Genomic DNA, 18,529 nt, shown 5'->3' with positions numbered 1-18,529 from the left:
GCAACATTCATCGCTTTCGGTAAAAAATTACTGGGGATCCCTCAACCCTGTGGGAGAGGGTTAGGGTGAGGGCACCCAAAATCCCTCACAACATTGCAGCCACGCCTGGGCGCTGTGCGACAAATATATCCCTTCTCGCCAGATCATCCCCAGCTGCCAGTGCAAATCGCTTTCGAGTGGGATCCAGCGCAGCGTGTTTTTATCCAGACGCTCGCAAATCGGCTGCGGCAGAATGGCAATCCCCACGCCTGCCTGCACCATCGCTGCCAGGAAATCCCACTGGCCGCTGCGCACCGCAATGCGCGGCTTCACGCTATGTTGATTAAACAGCGTCATCAGCTGGCGGCTGAGGGCGAAATCTTCGTTGTAGATCAGCAGAGGGTATTCACCGAGCAGTTCAGGTTTCACTGAATCTCGCTTCAGCCAGTCGCCGGAGCGGGGAACCAGCACGCACAGCGGATGGCTAAAGAGCGGAAGCGTCGCCAGACCGCTCTCTTCCTCAACGGGGAGGGCTGTCATGGCGACGTCCAGCTCGCCGTTGGTTACGGCCTGCTGGACGGTTAATCCACCAAACTCCGAAATTTTGAGTTCAACGCCGGGGTAACGCTGGCGAAACAGGCTAATCGGCCCGGCCATCATCATCCCGACCATCGGCGGAATACCAAGGCGCAGCACCCCTTTGGTCAGGTGGTTAATATCGTCTAGCTCTGCTTCCAGCTGACGAAACTCGGCCAGGATCGCCAGACCACGTTCAAACACCACACGCCCGGTATCGGTAAGCAACAGCTTGCGTCCGTCGCGGATCAGCAGGGTACAGTTGAGTTCATCTTCGAGGTTTTTCAGCATTTTGCTGATGGTGGGCTGGGTAACAAATAACTTCTCCGCTGCGCGGGTAAAACTCTGCTGGCGAACCACTTCGACAAAATAGCGCAGCGTTCTTATGTCCATGATTATTCCTCGAAACTATACCTTCGATGATTTTAATTCATTTCAGTCCATACCGTGCGCTCACTATACTGGCGCCTCGTCTCATTTTTGAGGAAAACCCCCATGGCCGTGGCGTTAAGCCGTGTTACGCCTGCCGTTGTGCAACGACTCCAGGTACCGGTTCAGGTACTGCTCTACGCGGGACTGTTTGTTTTTGCGGAATATCTTGTCGGCTGGCTGCATCTGCCGCTGCCTGCCAACCTGGTGGGGATGGTGTTGATGCTGACGCTCATTCTCTGCCGCGTTATCCCCCTTAGTTGGGTGCGTGCCGGCGCGCGCTGGCTGCTGGCAGAGATGTTGCTGTTCTTTGTTCCTGCCGTGGTGGCAGTGGTGAACTATGCGCAACTGCTGATGGTGGACGGCTGGCGGATCTTCGCGGTCATCGCCCTGAGCACGCTGATGGTGCTGGGCGCCACCGCCTGGGTGGTGGACAAGGTTTATCGCTTCGAGATCCGCAGGCAAAAACATGACTAACTTCCAGATAAGCGTGCTGTGCCTGATTGCCACGCTGGTTATCTACTTTGCCAACAAGCGCCTGTATCGTCGCTTTCACGCGCTGCCGCTGATGCCGCTGGTCTTCACGCCGATCCTGCTGGTGCTGATGCTGGTTTTTGGCCATATCTCCTGGCAAAACTACATTGGTGAATCCCACTGGTTGCTGTGGCTACTGGGGCCGGCCACCATCGCCTTTGCGGTGCCGGTGTACGACAACCTGAATATCATTAAACGTCACTGGATGTCGCTCAGCGCGGGGGTGATTACCGCCACGGTGGTGGCGGTCTGTAGCTCCGTCTGGCTGGCGCGGCTGTTTACGCTGCCCGATGAAATTCAGCGTAGCCTGGCCGTGCGCTCGGTAACGACGCCATTTGCGCTGGCAGCCGCTAAACCGCTCGGCGGACAGCCGGATCTGGTGGCGCTGTTCGTGGTTGTCACCGGTGTCTTCGGTATGGCGGTAGGCGATATGCTGTTTCTGCGGCTTTCTATCCGTGAAGGGTTGGCAAAAGGGGCGGGATTTGGCGCGGCGTCACACGGCGCGGGAACGGCACGCTCTTATGAGTTGGGTCAGCAGGAGGGGGTTGTAGCAAGCCTGGTGATGATGCTCTCCGGCGTGTTGATGGTGCTGATTGCGCCGCTGGTGGCATGGGTGATGTTCTGAACTCCCCGGCCCGAAGGCCGGGGATCAAGACTCAGTGTGCGCGGCCTTGTTCCACGCCCAGGCCGGTTTGCGAGCGGATAAACTGGGCGCGGAATTTCTCACGCTCCAGGTTCCCCTCCGGCGAGTTGTCGGTTGCAGAGAAGATCCAGATACCGATAAACGCCACGGCGATTGAGAACAGCGCCGGGTACTCATACGGGAAGAGCGCCTTTTCGTGACCGAGGATCTGCACCCAAATCGTCGGGCCGAGGATCATCAGGATCACCGCGGTCAGCAGCCCCAGCCAGCCGCCTACCATTGCGCCACGGGTCGTCAGTTTAGACCAGTACATGGAGAGCAGGATGATAGGGAAGTTACAGCTCGCCGCAATTGAGAAGGCCAGCCCCACCATGAAGGCAATGTTCTGCTTCTCGAAGAGGATCCCCAGCAGGATCGCCACCACACCCAGAATCAGTACGGTGATTTTGGAGACTTTGAGCTCTTCACGCTCGGTTGCGCCTTTGCGGAACACGTTCGCGTACAGGTCATGCGACACCGCAGATGCTCCGGCAAGCGTAAGCCCGGCCACCACGGCAAGGATGGTGGCAAAGGCCACGGCTGAGATAAAGCCGAGGAACAGATTGCCGCCTACCGCATCCGCCAGATGCACTGCCGCCATGTTATTCCCGCCAATCAGCGCTCCCGCCGCGTCTTTAAATGCCGGGTTCGCTCCCACCAGCATGATGGCGCCAAAACCGATGATAAAGGTCAGTATGTAGAAGTAACCCATAAACCCGGTGGCGTAGAAGACGCTCTTGCGCGCTTCGCGGGCATCGCTCACGGTGAAGAAACGCATCAGGATATGTGGCAAGCCTGCGGTACCAAACATCAGACCCAGACCGAGTGAAAGCGCGGATATCGGGTCTTTCACCAGCCCGCCCGGGCTCATGATCGCTTCCCCTTTCGGGTGGACAGCCATTGCTTCGGTAAACAGGTTGTTGAAGCTAAAGCCGACGTGTTTCATCACCATAAAGGCCATGAAGCTCGCACCGAACAGCAACAGAACCGCTTTGATAATTTGCACCCAGGTGGTTGCCAGCATGCCGCCAAACAGGACGTACATCACCATCAGCACACCCACCAGCACCACCGCGACGTGGTAGTTCAGGCCGAACAGAAGTTCGATCAGTTTGCCTGCGCCAACCATCTGGGCGATCAGATACAGCGCCACCACCACCAGCGAACCGCAGGCGGAGAGAATACGAATCGGACCCTGCTTCAGGCGATACGAAGCCACGTCAGCAAAGGTGAAACGCCCCAGGTTGCGCAAGCGTTCGGCGATCAGGAACAGAATGATCGGCCAGCCCACCAGGAAGCCGAGAGAGTAGATCAGACCATCGTAGCCGGAGGTGTACACCAGCGCGGAGATCCCAAGGAAAGACGCGGCAGACATAAAGTCGCCCGCAATCGCCAGCCCGTTCTGGAAACCGGTAATATTACCGCCCGCAGTGTAGTAATCATTACGGGAACGGACGCGTTTCGACGCCCACCAGGTGATATACAGCGTCAGCACCACGAAAATCAGGAACATGATAATCGCCTGCCAGTTGGTTGGCTGGCGCTGAACCTCGCCGGTAATGGCATCTGCGGCGTGTGCCGCAAAGGGAAGTGTGGCGGCAAGCGCCGTCAGGACTCTCTTCATGATGCTTTTACCTCACGCAGTACCGCTTTATTAAGACGATCGAATTCGCCGTTCGCGCGCCAGACGTAGACGCCGGTCAGCACAAACGAAATCACAATCACGCCAATGCCAATCGGAATGCCCCGTGTGACGCTGGTGCCCTCATGCAGCGGCGTACCCAGCCAGTGTGGGGCAAACGCGATAAGCAGAATAAAGCCGACGTAGATAATCAGCATGATGATGGAAAGTAAGAAGGCAAACCGTTGCCGTTTATCAACGAGCTCCCTGTAGTGCGCACTATTCTCTATCTGCTGACAAATATCGTTATTCATCACAGAAATCTCCAGAAGTAAGGTTGGTTTGTTTTATCCCCTCTCCCCTATGGGGAGAGGGTTAGGGTGAGGGGAGGAAGGTGCGGTCTGATGCCCTCACCCCGGCCCTCTCCCACAGGGAGAGGGAGAAAAGATTACGAAGGCATTGCGATGGACTGCTTCTCTTCGAGCAGTTTTTCCACCACGCCCGGATCGGCGAGCGTTGAGGTATCACCAAGGTTGCTGGTGTCCCCTGCCGCGATTTTGCGCAAGATTCGGCGCATAATTTTGCCGGAACGAGTTTTCGGCAGTGAGTCAGTCCAGTGCAGTACATCCGGCGTGGCAAGCGGGCCAATCTCTTTGCGGACCCAGTTGCGCACGTCGGCATACAGTTCTGGCGATGGCTCTTCACCGTGGTTCAGCGTCACGTAGGCGTAAATCGCCTGGCCTTTAATGTTGTGCGGGATCCCCACAACGGCGGCTTCGGCAATCTTCGGATGCGATACCAGCGCGGATTCAATCTCCGCGGTGCCCAGACGGTGGCCGGAGACGTTCAGCACATCGTCCACGCGCCCGGTGATCCAGTAATAGCCATCCTCGTCGCGACGCGCGCCGTCACCGCTGAAGTACATGTTTTTAAAGGTTGAGAAGTAGGTCTGCTCGAAGCGTTCGTGGTCGCCAAAGAGCGTACGTGCCTGGCCCGGCCAGGAATCGACGATCACCAGGTTGCCTTCGGTGGCACCATCCAGCGGATTGCCTTCGTTATCCACCAGCGCAGGCTGGACGCCGAAGAACGGTTGGGTCGCTGAACCGGCTTTTAAGCGGGTCGCACCTGGCATTGGGGTGATCATGAACCCACCGGTTTCGGTCTGCCACCAGGTGTCCATTACCGGGCATTTTTCGTTGCCGATCTTCTTCCAGTACCACTCCCAGGCTTCCGGGTTGATAGGCTCGCCGACGGAGCCGAGGATGCGCAGGGAAGAGCGGTCAGTGCCTTCTATCGCTTTATCCCCTTCCGCCATCAGCGCACGGATCGCCGTTGGCGCGGTGTACAGAATGTTGACCTGGTGCTTATCGACCACCTGGCACATCCGCGCCGGGGTTGGCCAGTTTGGTACACCTTCAAACATCAGCGTTGTTGCACCGCAGGCCAGCGGGCCGTACAGCAGATAGCTGTGACCGGTGACCCAGCCCACGTCGGCAGTGCACCAGTAGATATCGCCCGGATGGTAGTCGAAAACGTATTTAAAGGTGGTGGCCGCATAGACCAGATAGCCACCGGTGGTATGCAGTACGCCTTTCGGTTTGCCGGTGGAGCCGGAGGTATAGAGGATAAACAGCGGATCTTCCGCGTTCATCTCTTGCGGTTGATGCTGGTCGCTTGCTTTTTCAATCAGGTCGCTCCACCACAGGTCACGCCCTTCATTCCAGTCGATCTTGCCACCGGTACGCTTAAGGACGATGACGTTGCTGACGGTTTTGACGTTCGGGTTTTTCAGCGCTTCGTCGACATTTTTCTTCAGAGGAATACCGCGCCCGGCGCGCACACCTTCATCGGCGGTGATCACCAGTTTCGAACTCGAGTCGACAATACGCCCGGCAACCGCTTCCGGCGAGAACCCGCCAAAGATAACGGAATGGATCGCGCCGATGCGTGCGCAGGCCAGCATCGCCACCGCCGCTTCCGGCACCATCGGCATATAGATGGCGACCACATCGCCTTTTTTAATGCCCTGGTCCAGCAGCACGTTAGCGAAGCGGCACACGTCGCGGTGCAGCTCTTTATAAGAGATATGTTTGCTCTGAGAGGCGTCGTCGCCTTCCCAGATAATGGCCGTTTCGTTACCGCGTTCGGCAAGGTGGCGATCGAGGCAGTTCGCCGCAAGGTTTAGCGTGCCGTCTTCATACCATTTAATAGAAACGTTACCCGGCGCAAAGGAGGTGTTCTTCACCTTCTGGTAAGGTTTGATCCAGTCAAGAATATGGCCCTGCTCGCCCCAGAAAGCGTCAGGATCAGAGACAGATTGCTGATACTTCTCGTGGTACTGCTCGGGGTTGATCAGGCAACGGTCCGCAATGTTAGCGGGAATGTCGTGTTTGTGTATTTGGCTCATGGCTTTTTTTCTCCTTGTAAGATGTTAATAATATGTCGCAAAAACGTTAATAGTAGGGGCTTTACAAGCTTTGTTTATTATTTGGGCGGCAGATCACGCATTGTTGGAAGCGTATGAAAAATGAGCGAATGAAACTTTGAAGAAATATAATTTACCGGGCGGATTATTCACATTTGCGCATAAAAAATCGTTTTTATAACAAATGGTTATTTATAAGAATTATCGTAAACTCGCGTCATAACGGCTTTTCGTAGTGAAATGCGTTGTTCTTTAAGGCTTGCGCAACACACCGCGCAGATGATACTCATACGCCGCGTTAAAAAATCCCATAAACCAACGCAACACAATTCATACCCTTTCAGTATGTCTCCATATTCATGCAGTCTGCATGAATAGGGCGCTTCATTGAGGAAGTCAGTTTCTATGAAAAACGTTAAAGTCAGCCTGGCCTGGCAAATCCTGCTGGCCCTTGTGCTGGGTATCCTGCTGGGTAGCTATCTCCATTATCACAGCGACAGCCGCGAGTGGCTGATTGCGAACTTGCTCTCCCCGGCGGGCGATATCTTTATTCATTTGATCAAAATGATCGTGGTGCCTATCGTCATCTCGACGCTGGTGGTCGGTATTGCCGGAGTCGGTGATGCAAAACAGCTGGGCCGCATCGGTGCAAAAACCATTCTCTATTTCGAAGTGATCACGACGATTGCCATCATCCTTGGCATTACCCTGGCGAATGTCTTCCAGCCAGGTTCCGGGATCGATATGTCGCAACTCGCGACGGTGGATATTTCGAAATACCAAAGTACGACCGCTGAAGTGCAGAGCCATGCACACGGCCTGATGGGTACCATCCTGTCGCTGGTGCCGACTAACATTGTGGCATCGATGGCGAAGGGCGAGATGCTGCCAATCATCTTCTTCTCGGTGCTTTTTGGTCTGGGTCTTTCCTCTCTGCCTGCCACGCACCGTGAACCGCTGGTCACCGTGTTCCGCTCCATCTCTGAAACCATGTTTAAAGTGACCCACATGGTGATGCGTTACGCGCCGGTTGGGGTGTTTGCGCTTATCGCGGTAACCGTGGCGAACTTCGGTTTTGCCTCCCTGTGGCCGCTGGCGAAGCTGGTAATTCTGGTGCATTTCGCCATCCTCTTCTTCGCGCTGGTGGTACTGGGCATTGTGGCGCGCCTGTGTGGGCTGAGCATCTGGATCCTGATCCGCATTCTGAAAGATGAGCTGATTCTGGCGTACTCCACGGCCAGTTCTGAAAGCGTGCTGCCGCGTATTATTGAGAAGATGGAGGCCTATGGTGCCCCGGCTTCTATCACCAGCTTCGTGGTGCCAACCGGCTACTCCTTTAACCTGGACGGCTCGACGCTGTACCAGAGCATCGCAGCCATCTTTATTGCCCAGCTGTACGGCATTGATCTGTCGCTGTGGCAGGAAATTGTGCTGGTGCTGACGCTGATGGTGACCTCAAAAGGGATCGCGGGCGTGCCGGGAGTCTCCTTCGTGGTGCTGCTGGCGACGCTTGGCAGTGTCGGTATTCCGCTGGAAGGCCTGGCGTTTATCGCCGGTGTTGACCGTATCCTCGATATGGCGCGTACGGCGCTGAATGTGGTTGGAAACGCGCTGGCGGTGCTGGTTATCGCCAAGTGGGAACACAAGTTCGACCGTAAAAAAGCGCTGGCGTATGAACGCGAGGTGCTGGGTCGTTTTGATAAGACGGCTGACCAGTAACATAACGTATTCTTCCCTCTCCCCTGTGGGGAGAGGGTTAGGGTGAGGGGATTCTACTCCCCGCTCAACGCATCAAACTCTTCACATCCCGTATCAAACCCTTCCGTACAGCTCAGGTTCAACCAGTAGAGCGCCTTCTGTTTATTGGGCGTGATAAAGCCTTTCTCGCCCTGCTGGAACAGCATCCCTGCCCAGTATTCGGCATAGCCAGTGCGTGACAAAGATGAGCTGCGCTTAAACCACGATGCCGCCAGAGCATCGTCCTGGGCCACTTCTACACCGTTGGCATAAATCAGACCCAGCAGCATTTGCGCATCTACCGCAGAGTCGTTGTCGATATCTTCGGTGGCCGTCTGCAGCAGTTTGATGGCCTGCGGGTAGTCTGTTTTGCCACCCTGGGTATTCACCAGAACGCGTGCCAGCATAATGGCGCCACGCTTGCTGCCCGCAATCGTGGCCTGCTCTGCCAGCGCTTTAGCCTGAGCGTAATCGCCCTGAGTAAAGTGGATCTGAGACAACAGGGCCATGGCATCGATGTCGCCCCCTTTTGCCGCTTTCTCTGCCCACATCGCCGCCTGCTTGCTGTCGCCGGAGCTGAACCAGGTGTCGGCGAGATAATACTGAGCGCGTGCATCGCCCGCCTCCGCCTGCGCTTTGTACTGGCTGCCAATCTCATCGGCATGGACGAACGACGTAAAAATTAATAACAACAGTAAAAATGGTTTCATGGATTCTTATCATCTGGGTACACGCCGCGCAGTATAATCGCGGCCATAGAATAAAAAAACGGGTGCGTTAAGACCTCAGCATCCTGCAAGCCGGGCGGAACTGTCATTCCGCCCGCAGAGGTTAGCCTGCAACGCAGGCTAATTTCGCCGCCACCTCCTGATGTTCACTCTTTATTGTCAGTTCGCATAACTTTCCGCGAGTAATAAAGGTAAAGATCACTATCGTCAGGCAGATAATAAAGACAATGCCTAACGCAGTTTTTAATGGCGTCATGCCTTTTACTCCTTGTCAAAAAAAGAATAAGAGGCTACTCTCAACCTGTAGGTTGTTGAGGGGTAGCCTCAGGTTGTACTGACCCCAAAAAGTTGGACAGTTAAACACGAGGCACATAGGTCTGGGTTCGATATTCAATTGGACTCAGACCTTTTAATTTCAGGCTAATTCTTCTGCTGTTGTAGTATTCAATATATTCCGTAACAGCATCCTTCAGTTCGCTTATATTACTGAACTCGTCAAGATAAAAACACTCCGACTTTAAGGTTCCAAAGAAACATTCCACGACTGCATTATCCAGACAATTGCCTTTCCTAGACATGCTCTGTGTAATGCCTTGTTCTTTAAGGATGTTTTGATACCTTCTCATACGATACTGCCATCCCTGGTCAGAGTGCAGAATAGGATGCTCGTGAGGCTTAAGCTTTTTGAATGCCTGCTCGAGCATATTCTCGACCATGTTCATCACCGGTCTTTCCGATAGGCTGTAAGAAATAACTTCGTTGTTGAAGAGATCTATTACTGGAGACAAATACAGCTTGCGCCCATTGACTGCAAATTCAGTAACATCGGTAACCCACTTCTCGTTTGGCCGTGTAGCCTTGAAATCCCTTTGGAGAACATTAGGGGCGGTTTGCCCTACCTCTCCTCTGTAGGAGCTGTATCGCTTGACCTTAATCGCTGCCTTAAGCGAGAGGGTTCCCATCAGGCGTTGAACAGCTTTATGATTAATCCGTTCCCCGTCTCGATGGAGAGACAACGTTACCCTACGGTATCCGTATCGACCTTTATTCTCGTGATAAATCTCACCAATACGCTTTTTAACATCCGCATACTTATCAGGCTTGCTGAGAGCCTTTAGATGGTAATAAAACGTACTGCGCGGTATCTCCGCTGCCCTGAGAAGCTCATCAAGAGGGTAAAACTGCCTTAGCTCATTGAGTACTTTCACTTTTTCGCGGGATGAGCTAAGGCTTTCAGCTTTTTTAGATACGTAAGCCGCATTTCAAGGAATCGAACTTGTCTTTCAAGATCCTCAATACGTCGGTCTTTCGACAGCTCCAATGCTAACGCCGCTTTTTCTGGATCAACTGACATTGTAATGTTTCTTTTGGTGCCGATCTTGAGTGCGCGTAAACCAGCTTCTCCGTGCTCCTCATAGACTTTCAGCCACTTGGCTACAGAACCACTACCAGCAAGCATAAAGTGAGCAGCAGCCTGATTGAGGGACATCTGCTGCTCGGTCACGGCTTTCACGACCTTAATGCGCAACTCTGGATCAGCACTAACGCCTTTAGGTTTGGGAATTAAACCTTTTTCTCCATGTTTTTCATAGAGGGCAACCCATGTCCTGACCTGGGTTCGGGGTACACCAAAACGGGCAGAGATGATCCTGTAACCATCATCAGTTGTGAAGTAGTGATTCACGACTTCAAGGCGCTTTTCGAAGGGGTATTTTGGCTTTGACATATCAGGGACTATTCCATTTCATCGTCCAACAAAATGGGTGCAGTACAGGTAAATGAATATTTCCCGGGGCTTTCCACTTTCTGTCCCTCAACAATGCTCAAGACAGAAAGTCTTAAGCACCCGCCGCACATCTTATCCATCTGAATCAAAATGCAAAGATGTAATTCTTTTTCGTGCAATTTACATTATTTCTGCGAGCAGTTTTCCAGATTAATAATTGATATTTTTAATGAGTTAAGCGGAAATAAAAAGGGAGTGAATGTTTCACTCCCTTTATTCATCGATTAAATAACATCATTATCCCATCGCACTTTCGCGCAACCGGGCTTTCAGCTTGTTATATTCGTCGATCACATACTGTTCCGCAGCGTGCTGATCCGCAATCGGCTCCACGCGTACGGCGCAGTACTTATACTCCGGCGTTTTGGTTATCGGGCTTAAGTTCTCCGTCACCAGTTCGTTACAGGCGCCAATCCACCACTGATAGGTCATGTACACCGCCCCTTTGTTGGGACGATCGCTGACCTGCGCACGGGTAATGATCCTGCCTTTACGCGAGTTCACCCATACCAGCGCTTCGTCTTCAATGCCAAGACGTTCAGCGTCGGCGGTGTTGATCTGTGCATAACCTGGCTCATCCGCCAGCGCTGCCAGCGCCGCGCAGTTGCCGGTCATCGAACGGCAGGAGTAGTGGCCCACTTCACGCACGGTGGAAAGCACCATTGGATACTCATCAGTGAGTTTATCAATGGGGGCAACCCAGTCGCAGGTGAAGAACTGTGCCAGCCCATTTGGGGTGTCGAATTTCTCTTTAAAGAGATACGACGTGCCCTGGTCGGCCTCAGACTCATCCCGGCACGGCCACTGGATATACCCCAGTTCACCCATTTTTTCATAGGTTGCACCGTAGAAGTCCGGACACAGATGCCGCAACTCGTCCCAGATCTCCTGAGTGTTGTTGTAGTGCATCGGATAACCCATGCGGGTGGCAATTTCGCTGATGATTTGCCAGTCGGTTTTCAGATCCCACTTCGGCTCCACCGCTTTAAAGAAGCGCTGGAAGCCACGGTCTGCCGCCGTGTAAACCCCTTCATGCTCGCCCCAGGACGTTGACGGTAAAATCACATCCGCCGCTGCTGCGGTTTTGGTCATAAAGATGTCCTGAACAATCACCAGCTCCAGATCCTCAAACCCTTTACGCACCGCAGAGAGCTCGGCGTCGGTCTGGAGAGGATCTTCGCCCATGATGTAAGCCGCCCGCACTTCACCATGTGCCGCCCGGTGCGGCAGCTCGCTGATGCGATACCCGGTGTGCTCCGGCAAACTTTCCACGCCCCACGCTTTGGCAAACTTCGCGCGGTTTTCCGGGAACTTCACGTACTGATAGCCCGGATAGGTGTCCGGCAGCGCACCCATATCGCAGGCACCCTGCACGTTGTTCTGACCGCGTACCGGGTTCACCCCGACGTGTGCCTTGCCAAGGTTGCCGGTCAGCATGGCGAGGCTGGTCAGGGAACGCACGGTTTCCACGCCCTGATAGAATTGGGTCACGCCCATGCCCCACAGAATGGCGGCGGTTTTCGCTCCGGCGTACATCCTTGCTGCCTGACGGATCTCCTGCGCGCTGACGCCGGTGATCGCTTCGACAGATTCTGGCGTATAGCCTTCGACAATTTTCCGATACTCTTCAAAACCTTCCGTACGAGTGGCGACAAACGCCTGGTCGTAGAGGTTCTCCTCAATAATGACGTGCCCCATGGCGTTCAACAGCGCGATGTTCGAGCCGTTTTTCAACGCGATGTGCATATCTGCAATACGAGCCGTTTCGATTTTGCGCGGATCGCAGACGATGATTTTCGCCCCGTTCTGTTTGGCGCGAATAACGTGGTTCGCGACAATCGGGTGAGAATCCGCCGGGTTATAGCCGAAGATAAAGACGAGATCGGTGTTGTCTATCTCGTTAATTGCATTACTCATTGCGCCGTTTCCGACCGACTGGTGCAGACCTGCAACCGATGGGCCGTGTCAGACGCGAGCGCAGCAGTCTACGTTATTGGTTCCAATAACGGCGCGCGCGAATTTTTGCATTACATAGTTGGTTTCGTTACCCGTCCCGCGCGATGACCCGGTGGTCTGGATCGCATCCGGGCCATATTTAGCTTTAATGGCGCTCAGGCGGGTGGCGACGTAGTCCAGCGCCTCGTTCCACGAGACGGCTTCCAGCTTGCCACCGCGTTCACGGCGGATCATGGGGGTTTTCAGGCGCGGGGTGAGAATTTGGGTATCGTTAATAAAATCCCAGCCGTAGTACCCTTTCAGGCACAGCGTGCCCTGGTTGGTTTTCCCCTGTGCGGCCTCCGCCCGGACGATTTTGCCGTTATCGACCACCAGGTGGATCTTGCAACCTGAGGCACAATAAGGGCAAACCGTGACGACTTTTTTCATCAGTCTGCTCCAGTTAATCATTTCGCAGCCATAATGCAGCTTTTATGCCATGTTTTTAGTGTGGGTATCACTCGACTTTACGGGTGTTTTCCTGGCAAAACCCTGACGAAAAGCAGGCAATCGTCAAAATTGACGTGTCGAAAAGGCAGCGGATGTGACATGGGTTGTAATTCCGTCACGTAAAAATCCATTTGGCTGGAGCCGACGGCAGAATAGTTCAGACTTAACATAATCCCCTGACGGAAGCATGCGATGAAACCGGCGATTCTGGTGGTTGATGACGATACGGCAGTGTGCGAGCTGCTGCAGGATGTGCTCAGCGAGCACGTCTTTACGGTGCTCGTCTGCCATAACGGACAGGACGCACTGAACCGGGTTAATCAGGAACCGGGAATTGCCCTGGTCCTGCTGGACATGATGCTGCCGGATATCAACGGCCTGCAGGTCCTGCTGCAGTTGCAAAAGCAACGCCCGGATCTGCCGGTAGTGATGCTTACCGGGCTGGGCAGTGAGTCTGACGTGGTGGTAGGGCTGGAGATGGGGGCCGACGATTACATTGGCAAACCGTTTAATCCGCGTGTGGTGGTCGCCCGGGTTAAAGCCGTGCTCAGGCGTACCGGAGCGCTGGCGGCTGACACGCCCGCGCCACGAGTGGCGGGCATTGCTTTTAATGGCTGGACGCTGGATACCACCCGCTGCGAACTGATCGATCCGCAGCGTAACCCCGTACCGTTGACCCAGGGTGAATACGGCCTGCTGCTGGCGCTTACCCAGAATGCCCGCCGGGTACTGAGCCGCGAGCAGTTGCTTGAGCTGACCCACAGCGAAAGTGCCGATGTGTTTGACCGTACCATCGACGTGTTGATCATGCGCCTGCGCCGAAAAATCGAAGCCAATCCGCACCAGCCCGCATTAATCAAAACGATCCGCGGGCTGGGCTACGTCTTTGCCGCCGATGTCTGTCATCCCGATAGGGCGGCGTAAGTGCTTATGTTATGGCAGCGACAATAAGCGCGGCGAAAATCGCCGTGATGACCAGGTACTTCAGTGCGTAATAGAGCTTCCGATTACGCTTCTTCAGACGCTGACCGCGTTCTCGCCCGGCGTGCACATATTTGAAGATACGGTTGATTCCCCCGGTGCGGTCGTTATCGTCATTGGGGGAGCTGGCCGCTGACATCAGCGTTGTCCCGACCCAGTGGTTAACCGCCTGCGCCCAGCGCCATTTCATCGGACGTTCGATATCGCAGAAGAGAATAATCCGCGTGTGATCCGATTTATTCTCCGCCCAGTGCACGTAAGTTTCATCAAAGATGACAGCCTCACCGTCACGCCAGCTGTGGCGCTGCTGGTCAACCTCTATAAAGCAGCGATCGTCATTTGGCGTGACCAGGCCTAAATGGTAACGAACCGAGCCGGCGTAAGGATCGCGATGCTTGCCGAGCTTCGCGCCCGCCGGGAGTTCGGCAAACATTGCCGCTTTCACGGATGGGATCTCACTCACCAGTTGTGTCGTAACGGGGCACAGGGTCTGAGCCGAGGGATGCGCATCGGCATACCATTTGAGGTAAAACCGTTTCCAGCCGCGTTTAAAGAAGGTGTTAAAACCGGCATCGTTATGATTTTGTGCCGCCTTAATATGATCCTGCAAACGCAGCGCCTCTTCGCGAATGACCTCCCAGTTTTCCGTCAGTTTATTTAATTCCGGAAAGCGCTCGGTTTCAAAAAAGGCCTGTCTGGCGGGCAGCGAAGAGAACGCCGTCATAAACATATTGATAGGCGCCATAAAGGTGGAGTGGTCGAAAAGTTGACGGGAAAGCGTCTGTTTTTCTTTGCCGCGCGAATGCGCATAAATAACACTGATAATAAATATAGCGATGATAATTGCTGCGAACATTTTTCCTTGTCCTCTGTATCTCTCATTTCGGAAAAGCGTGTGGGCAATATGTTGCCCACGCCGAATGTGCCAGACGCAGAGAGTGTAGTTCGGCTATGCAAAATTCATAGAACTGTAATCAAAAATCGCAATTTTTGTTAATTTAGGCGCTGCTCTCCTGTATAAAGCGCGTCAATTCCTCCAGCGTTTTTGCTCCATCAATGGCATTCGCGGCCAGCAGGCTTGCCCGGGCGCAGGCATGCGCCAGGTAAATACTCTCTGCCAGCGGCAGCGATTCATGACAGCCATATAAGAAACCGGCACAAAAGGCGTCGCCCGCGCCGACGCTGCCAATAATCTCCTCCTGAGTCAGCCTCCATGAGGGGATCCAGCGTCCTTCTTCGTTTGCGGCTTCTCCCCAGGCACCTTCCGGGCAGTGGATCACCACCCGCTGCCGGACGCCTGCCGCCAGCAGCTGCGCGGCGGCTTCAGCGATGTGGGCAACGTGCGGTGCGTCGTTGCCGTCGCGCATCTCAAGGCCGCTAAATTCTCCGGCTTCCAGTTCGTTAATGACCAGATAATCGAGATGACGCAGGGCAGGGAGGACCAGCGGCTGATAGCGCGGATCGCCCTTACGGGAGACCAGATCGAGCGAGGTTTCATACCCCTGTTCGCGCATCTGCGCCAGCAGCCGTGCGCTGCGGGTGCCGTATTCGTCATCTGGCATATCCAGACTGTCGAGCAGCAGCAGGTAGCCGAGGTGGAAGATTTTCATTGTGCCGTCGAGACGGTCAAACGCGGGGAGATCCAGCAGGCGGTTGGCCCCGGGAGAGTGGAAAAAGGTGCGCTGTCCGCTGGGGTCGGTCATCACCTGCGACATGGAGGTTGGCGCAAAGGTGGTGCGCTGTACGCGTTGCCGATTGACGTGATACTGGTCGAGCATTGCCAGAATGTAGTCCCCGTCGCTGTCTTCGCCAATCAGCCCCACCGCCTGCAGCGGCAGGCCGACGTGCATTTTCGCCAGCGTCAGCAGGACGTTAAGCGGCGCGCCGCCGGTGGAACGCTCGCTGTGGGTAATTTCTGCCAGCCAGCCGCGTTCCGGCCATTGCACGATCTGGTGAACGTGATCCACCAGCATATTGCCCGCGGCGATGATCCCTTTGCGTTCCATTATGCCTGCCCCGCGCTGCCAAAGATGCGCATCTGTTCGGCGACCGTATCGGTAATCGCCTCTTCTATGCCCAGCAGCAGCTCGGCAAACTCATCGTACAGCGGCTGGCGGTTGGCCATACGCTGCTCAACGGCGGAAAGCGCGGCCTGGGACATGCCGGTATAGAAGTTGATTTTATGAATACCAAGTTCAATGGCGCGACGAAAATCAGCATCGCTGATCCCGGAGCCGCCGTGCAGCACCAGTGGCAGACCGGTCTGCTGGCGAATGGCGTCCAGACGGGGGAAATCGAGCTTTGGCTCGCCTTTATACTTGCCGTGCGCGTTGCCAATGGCGACGGCCAGCGCGTCAATGCCGGTTGAATCGACAAATTCCCGTGCCAGCTGCGGGTCGGTAAAGTACGCTTCATCCGCATGGCCGTAGAGCGCTCCGCCTTCATCGCCACCGACGGCACCTAACTCTGCCTCCACCGACACGCCCACCGCGTGACACATCTTCACCACTTCACGCGTCTGACGAATATTCTCCTCGTAGCTCAGTGTCGAGCCATCGAACATCACGGAGCTGAACCCTAAGCGCAGGGCGCGCACCACGGCGTCAAAGTGCAGGCCGTGGTCGAGGTTGAGTACCACGGGGATCGCGTGGCGGGCGGCTTCGTACTTAACCGCTTCGACAAGCGACTCCAGCGACACGTATTTAAAATGCACTTCGGCGATGTTGATGATGAAAGGCGAGCGCTCCTGCTTCGCCGCGGCAAACAGGGCGCGCAGGAAGTGGGTGTCGAGAACGTTGAACGCGCCCAGCGCGTAGCGATATTGCCTGGCGTGCGCAAGACCGTCGGCAAGAGAAATCAATGGCATCATTTACCCCTTATATCCGAAACAGGTTGTACTCGTTGCACAGTACCAGCACCGCCGGTTCGTCTTCTTCGATGTTGTTATAGCGGGCAACGGGCTGCAAAAAATGGTTGTCGTGTTCATCGTCATTGACCGATGACACTTCGCCCACCAGCACGTCGCCAAAACCGCGTTCACCCCAGAAACTGTGGTACAGGCCGGGCGTCAGGCAGATGCTCTCCCCTGGTGTAAGGCGCAGCTGGCTGCCGGGTGCGTGGGTCTGCCGGCAACCGTCTATCGTGACGGTGACGTCCGTGTTTTCGGTCTCTGCCTGTGCACCGGCATTCCATAACTCAATAATGAGATTTCCACCGCCGCGGTTGATGATGTCCTCCCGTTTGCGCCAGTGAAAATGCATGGGCGTGAGCTGACCGTCGCGTACGTGCATGATTTTTTCGGCGTAGCATTTTTCATACGGCGTGCCGTTTGGTGAGCCGTTGCGCAGGGTAAACAGCGTGAGCCCCTGCGCGGCAAAGCTGCTGCCGCCAAAGGCCGTTACGTCCCAACCGAGCTTAAGGTCAAACACTTCCTGCCAGGCGGCCTGATCGAGCTGTTGCCATTTTGTGGGTGGGAAGCTGGCAAAAGGGGGGAGATGCACGTCGTGCCTGGAGAAAAACTGCCGCGTGTGGCCGAGGATTTCGTTGATTTCGGAGCGTTTCATGGGGACTCCTTGTGTTTTTTGTCGGCCCAGTCCCCTATCCCTGTGGGAGAGGGTTAGGGTGAGGGCATCGGGCCGCGCAATTGTTACTTAACCGTCCACCCCTTATACGTGCCGACGTTCTTTTTATCGATCATCGTCACCGGGATCAGCACAGGCTCTTTCGGTGCCGGTTTGCCCTGTAGAATGTCATAGCCGATCTCAACCGCTTTTGCCGCCATGACCTGCGGATCTTGTGCCGGCGTCGCCACAAACAGGGAGTTTTCCCGCTTCAGGGCTTCTTCGCCGTCCGGGCTACCGTCCACACCAACGATAAAGAACTCGTTGCGTTGCGCTTGTTTCGCCGCCAGATCGGCACCGATCGCGGTCGGATCGTTAATCGCGAAGACGCCATCGATCTTCGGATTGGCCGCCAGCAGCGAGGTCATGACTTCCAGACCCCCTTCACGGCTGCCCTTGGCGTTCTGGTTATCGGAGAGCACTTTGATATCCGGGTGTTTTTTGAACTCGGTCTGGCAACCTTCCACACGGTTCTGGACGGCAGAGACCGGCGGTCCGTTGATGATCACTACATTGCCTTTGCCGTTCAGGCGGTCGGTGATGTACTTACAGGCCATTTCGCCCGCCTGGGTGTTATCGGAGGTGATCGTCGCGTCTGCACCTTCTGCCGCCACGTCAACCGCGACCACCACGATCCCGGCCTCTTTCGCGCGTTTCACCGCCGGGCCGATCCCTTTAGAATCTGCGGCGTTGAGGATGATCATGTCCACTTTGGCGGCAATAAAGTTGTCGATCTGCGCCACCTGCTGGCCCAGATCGTACCCGCTGGAGACCAGCGTCACTTTGACGTTATCCCCCGCCAGCTTGCGCGCCTCCAGCTCGGCACCTTTGGTGATCTGCACGAAGAACGGGTTGGCCAGGTCACCCACCGTTACGCCGATGGACTTCAGATCTTTCGCCTGCGCAAACGGCGTTGCGGCAAGCAGCGCGCCAGCACAGAGCGCGGTCACTAAGGGCTTCAATCTCATGCTCTCTTCCTCACGTAG

At 55.1% G+C, this 18,529-nt stretch carries 17 protein-coding genes; 4 read left to right on the top strand and 13 right to left on the bottom strand.

Annotation, left to right across the window (positions count from 1 at the left end; genetic code table 11):
• Nucleotides 1-60: 60 nt before the first annotated feature.
• A complete protein-coding gene (locus tag M8370_RS17660; RefSeq protein ID WP_013095076.1) occupies nucleotides 61-948 on the bottom strand; it encodes a LysR family transcriptional regulator in 888 nt (295 codons plus the stop codon).
• Between the two features lie 102 nt (nucleotides 949-1,050).
• Here M8370_RS17660 and M8370_RS17655 point away from each other — a divergent pair, with 102 nt between their 5' ends.
• Nucleotides 1,051-1,461: a CidA/LrgA family protein gene (locus M8370_RS17655; protein WP_020686648.1), complete on the top strand. Its 411-nt coding sequence runs from the start codon at nucleotides 1,051-1,053 to the stop codon at nucleotides 1,459-1,461.
• The gene (locus tag M8370_RS17650; protein WP_013095078.1) at nucleotides 1,454-2,143 is read left to right on the top strand and encodes an LrgB family protein; all 690 of its coding nucleotides are present in this window, start codon (nucleotides 1,454-1,456) and stop codon (nucleotides 2,141-2,143) included. Before M8370_RS17655 ends, M8370_RS17650 begins: the two co-directional genes overlap by 8 nt.
• A 31-nt stretch (nucleotides 2,144-2,174) precedes the next feature.
• Here M8370_RS17650 and actP read toward each other — a convergent pair whose 3' ends face one another.
• From actP to acs, 3 genes are all read right to left on the bottom strand, one after another.
• The gene (actP, locus tag M8370_RS17645; RefSeq protein WP_013095079.1) at nucleotides 2,175-3,824 is read right to left on the bottom strand and encodes a cation/acetate symporter ActP; all 1,650 of its coding nucleotides are present in this window, start codon (nucleotides 3,822-3,824) and stop codon (nucleotides 2,175-2,177) included.
• Nucleotides 3,821-4,135 (bottom strand): DUF485 domain-containing protein, encoded by a 315-nt coding sequence (locus tag M8370_RS17640; protein WP_013095080.1) that lies wholly within the window; start codon nucleotides 4,133-4,135, stop codon nucleotides 3,821-3,823. Before M8370_RS17640 ends, actP begins: the two co-directional genes overlap by 4 nt.
• Before the next feature lie 134 nt (nucleotides 4,136-4,269).
• Entirely contained in the window at nucleotides 4,270-6,228 is a 1,959-nt protein-coding gene (acs, locus tag M8370_RS17635; protein ID WP_013095081.1) for an acetate--CoA ligase, read from the bottom strand.
• A gap of 423 nt (nucleotides 6,229-6,651) precedes the next feature.
• Between acs and gltP the strand changes: the two genes are divergently transcribed.
• A complete protein-coding gene (gltP, locus tag M8370_RS17630; RefSeq protein ID WP_013095082.1) occupies nucleotides 6,652-7,965 on the top strand; it encodes a glutamate/aspartate:proton symporter GltP in 1,314 nt (437 codons plus the stop codon).
• Nucleotides 7,966-8,018: 53 nt separating this feature from the next.
• Here the strand turns inward: gltP and M8370_RS17625 are convergent, their stop codons facing one another.
• The 4 genes from M8370_RS17625 to fdhF form a co-directional block, all read right to left on the bottom strand.
• On the bottom strand, nucleotides 8,019-8,693 hold the full coding sequence (locus tag M8370_RS17625) for a tetratricopeptide repeat protein (RefSeq protein ID WP_038980834.1): 675 nt from the start codon (nucleotides 8,691-8,693) through the stop codon (nucleotides 8,019-8,021).
• Nucleotides 8,694-8,814: 121 nt separating this feature from the next.
• Nucleotides 8,815-8,967 (bottom strand): Hok/Gef family protein, encoded by a 153-nt coding sequence (locus tag M8370_RS17620; protein ID WP_013095084.1) that lies wholly within the window; start codon nucleotides 8,965-8,967, stop codon nucleotides 8,815-8,817.
• Between the two features lie 100 nt (nucleotides 8,968-9,067).
• A protein-coding gene (locus M8370_RS17615) for an IS3-like element ISKpn8 family transposase (RefSeq protein WP_176608365.1) occupies nucleotides 9,068-10,437 on the bottom strand; the annotation gives its coding sequence in 2 pieces (ribosomal slippage) (nucleotides 9,068-9,957 and nucleotides 9,957-10,437; 1,371 coding nt in all).
• A 297-nt stretch (nucleotides 10,438-10,734) separates the two neighbouring features.
• Nucleotides 10,735-12,882, bottom strand: a complete 2,148-nt coding sequence (gene fdhF / locus M8370_RS17610; protein WP_077681898.1) for a formate dehydrogenase subunit alpha — start codon at nucleotides 12,880-12,882, stop codon at nucleotides 10,735-10,737.
• A gap of 252 nt (nucleotides 12,883-13,134) precedes the next feature.
• On the opposite strand from fdhF, the gene M8370_RS17605 reads away from it, so the two are divergent.
• Complete coding sequence (locus tag M8370_RS17605) at nucleotides 13,135-13,866, top strand: response regulator (protein WP_250021508.1); 732 nt, start codon at nucleotides 13,135-13,137, stop codon at nucleotides 13,864-13,866.
• A gap of 4 nt (nucleotides 13,867-13,870) precedes the next feature.
• Here the strand turns inward: M8370_RS17605 and lpxO are convergent, their stop codons facing one another.
• The 5 genes from lpxO to M8370_RS17580 all read right to left on the bottom strand — a co-directional run bounded on the left by lpxO (nucleotide 13,871) and on the right by M8370_RS17580 (nucleotide 18,511).
• Entirely contained in the window at nucleotides 13,871-14,779 is a 909-nt protein-coding gene (gene lpxO / locus M8370_RS17600; RefSeq protein ID WP_040023656.1) for a lipid A hydroxylase LpxO, read from the bottom strand.
• A gap of 142 nt (nucleotides 14,780-14,921) precedes the next feature.
• Nucleotides 14,922-15,929 (bottom strand): carbohydrate kinase family protein, encoded by a 1,008-nt coding sequence (locus tag M8370_RS17595; RefSeq protein WP_047351897.1) that lies wholly within the window; start codon nucleotides 15,927-15,929, stop codon nucleotides 14,922-14,924.
• Entirely contained in the window at nucleotides 15,929-16,789 is an 861-nt protein-coding gene (locus tag M8370_RS17590; protein ID WP_058660664.1) for a ketose 1,6-bisphosphate aldolase, read from the bottom strand. Before M8370_RS17590 ends, M8370_RS17595 begins: the two co-directional genes overlap by 1 nt.
• Before the next feature lie 10 nt (nucleotides 16,790-16,799).
• Nucleotides 16,800-17,486: a D-lyxose/D-mannose isomerase gene (locus M8370_RS17585; RefSeq protein WP_250021507.1), complete on the bottom strand. Its 687-nt coding sequence runs from the start codon at nucleotides 17,484-17,486 to the stop codon at nucleotides 16,800-16,802.
• Nucleotides 17,487-17,569: 83 nt separating this feature from the next.
• Nucleotides 17,570-18,511, bottom strand: a complete 942-nt coding sequence (locus tag M8370_RS17580; protein ID WP_013095094.1) for an ABC transporter substrate-binding protein — start codon at nucleotides 18,509-18,511, stop codon at nucleotides 17,570-17,572.
• Between the last annotated feature and the right edge of the window lie 18 nt (nucleotides 18,512-18,529).

The organism is Enterobacter cloacae complex sp. OE43NF, assembly GCF_023544405.1.
Lineage (GTDB): Bacteria > Pseudomonadota > Gammaproteobacteria > Enterobacterales > Enterobacteriaceae > Enterobacter > Enterobacter cloacae.
This window is presented reverse-complemented; position numbering and strand designations above follow the sequence as displayed.

Bases quoted from the DNA above. Each gene is read 5' to 3' on its own strand.
- M8370_RS17660 (WP_013095076.1), bottom strand. From the start codon at position 948: ATGGACATAAGAACGCTGCGCTATTTTGTCGAAGTGGTTCGCCAGCAG.
- M8370_RS17655 (WP_020686648.1), top strand. From the start codon at position 1,051: ATGGCCGTGGCGTTAAGCCGTGTTACGCCTGCCGTTGTGCAACGACTC.
- M8370_RS17650 (WP_013095078.1), top strand. From the start codon at position 1,454: ATGACTAACTTCCAGATAAGCGTGCTGTGCCTGATTGCCACGCTGGTT.
- actP (WP_013095079.1), bottom strand. From the start codon at position 3,824: ATGAAGAGAGTCCTGACGGCGCTTGCCGCCACACTTCCCTTTGCGGCA.
- M8370_RS17640 (WP_013095080.1), bottom strand. From the start codon at position 4,135: ATGAATAACGATATTTGTCAGCAGATAGAGAATAGTGCGCACTACAGG.
- acs (WP_013095081.1), bottom strand. From the start codon at position 6,228: ATGAGCCAAATACACAAACACGACATTCCCGCTAACATTGCGGACCGT.
- gltP (WP_013095082.1), top strand. From the start codon at position 6,652: ATGAAAAACGTTAAAGTCAGCCTGGCCTGGCAAATCCTGCTGGCCCTT.
- M8370_RS17625 (WP_038980834.1), bottom strand. From the start codon at position 8,693: ATGAAACCATTTTTACTGTTGTTATTAATTTTTACGTCGTTCGTCCAT.
- M8370_RS17620 (WP_013095084.1), bottom strand. From the start codon at position 8,967: ATGACGCCATTAAAAACTGCGTTAGGCATTGTCTTTATTATCTGCCTG.
- M8370_RS17605 (WP_250021508.1), top strand. From the start codon at position 13,135: ATGAAACCGGCGATTCTGGTGGTTGATGACGATACGGCAGTGTGCGAG.
- lpxO (WP_040023656.1), bottom strand. From the start codon at position 14,779: ATGTTCGCAGCAATTATCATCGCTATATTTATTATCAGTGTTATTTAT.
- M8370_RS17595 (WP_047351897.1), bottom strand. From the start codon at position 15,929: ATGGAACGCAAAGGGATCATCGCCGCGGGCAATATGCTGGTGGATCAC.
- M8370_RS17590 (WP_058660664.1), bottom strand. From the start codon at position 16,789: ATGCCATTGATTTCTCTTGCCGACGGTCTTGCGCACGCCAGGCAATAT.
- M8370_RS17585 (WP_250021507.1), bottom strand. From the start codon at position 17,486: ATGAAACGCTCCGAAATCAACGAAATCCTCGGCCACACGCGGCAGTTT.
- M8370_RS17580 (WP_013095094.1), bottom strand. From the start codon at position 18,511: ATGAGATTGAAGCCCTTAGTGACCGCGCTCTGTGCTGGCGCGCTGCTT.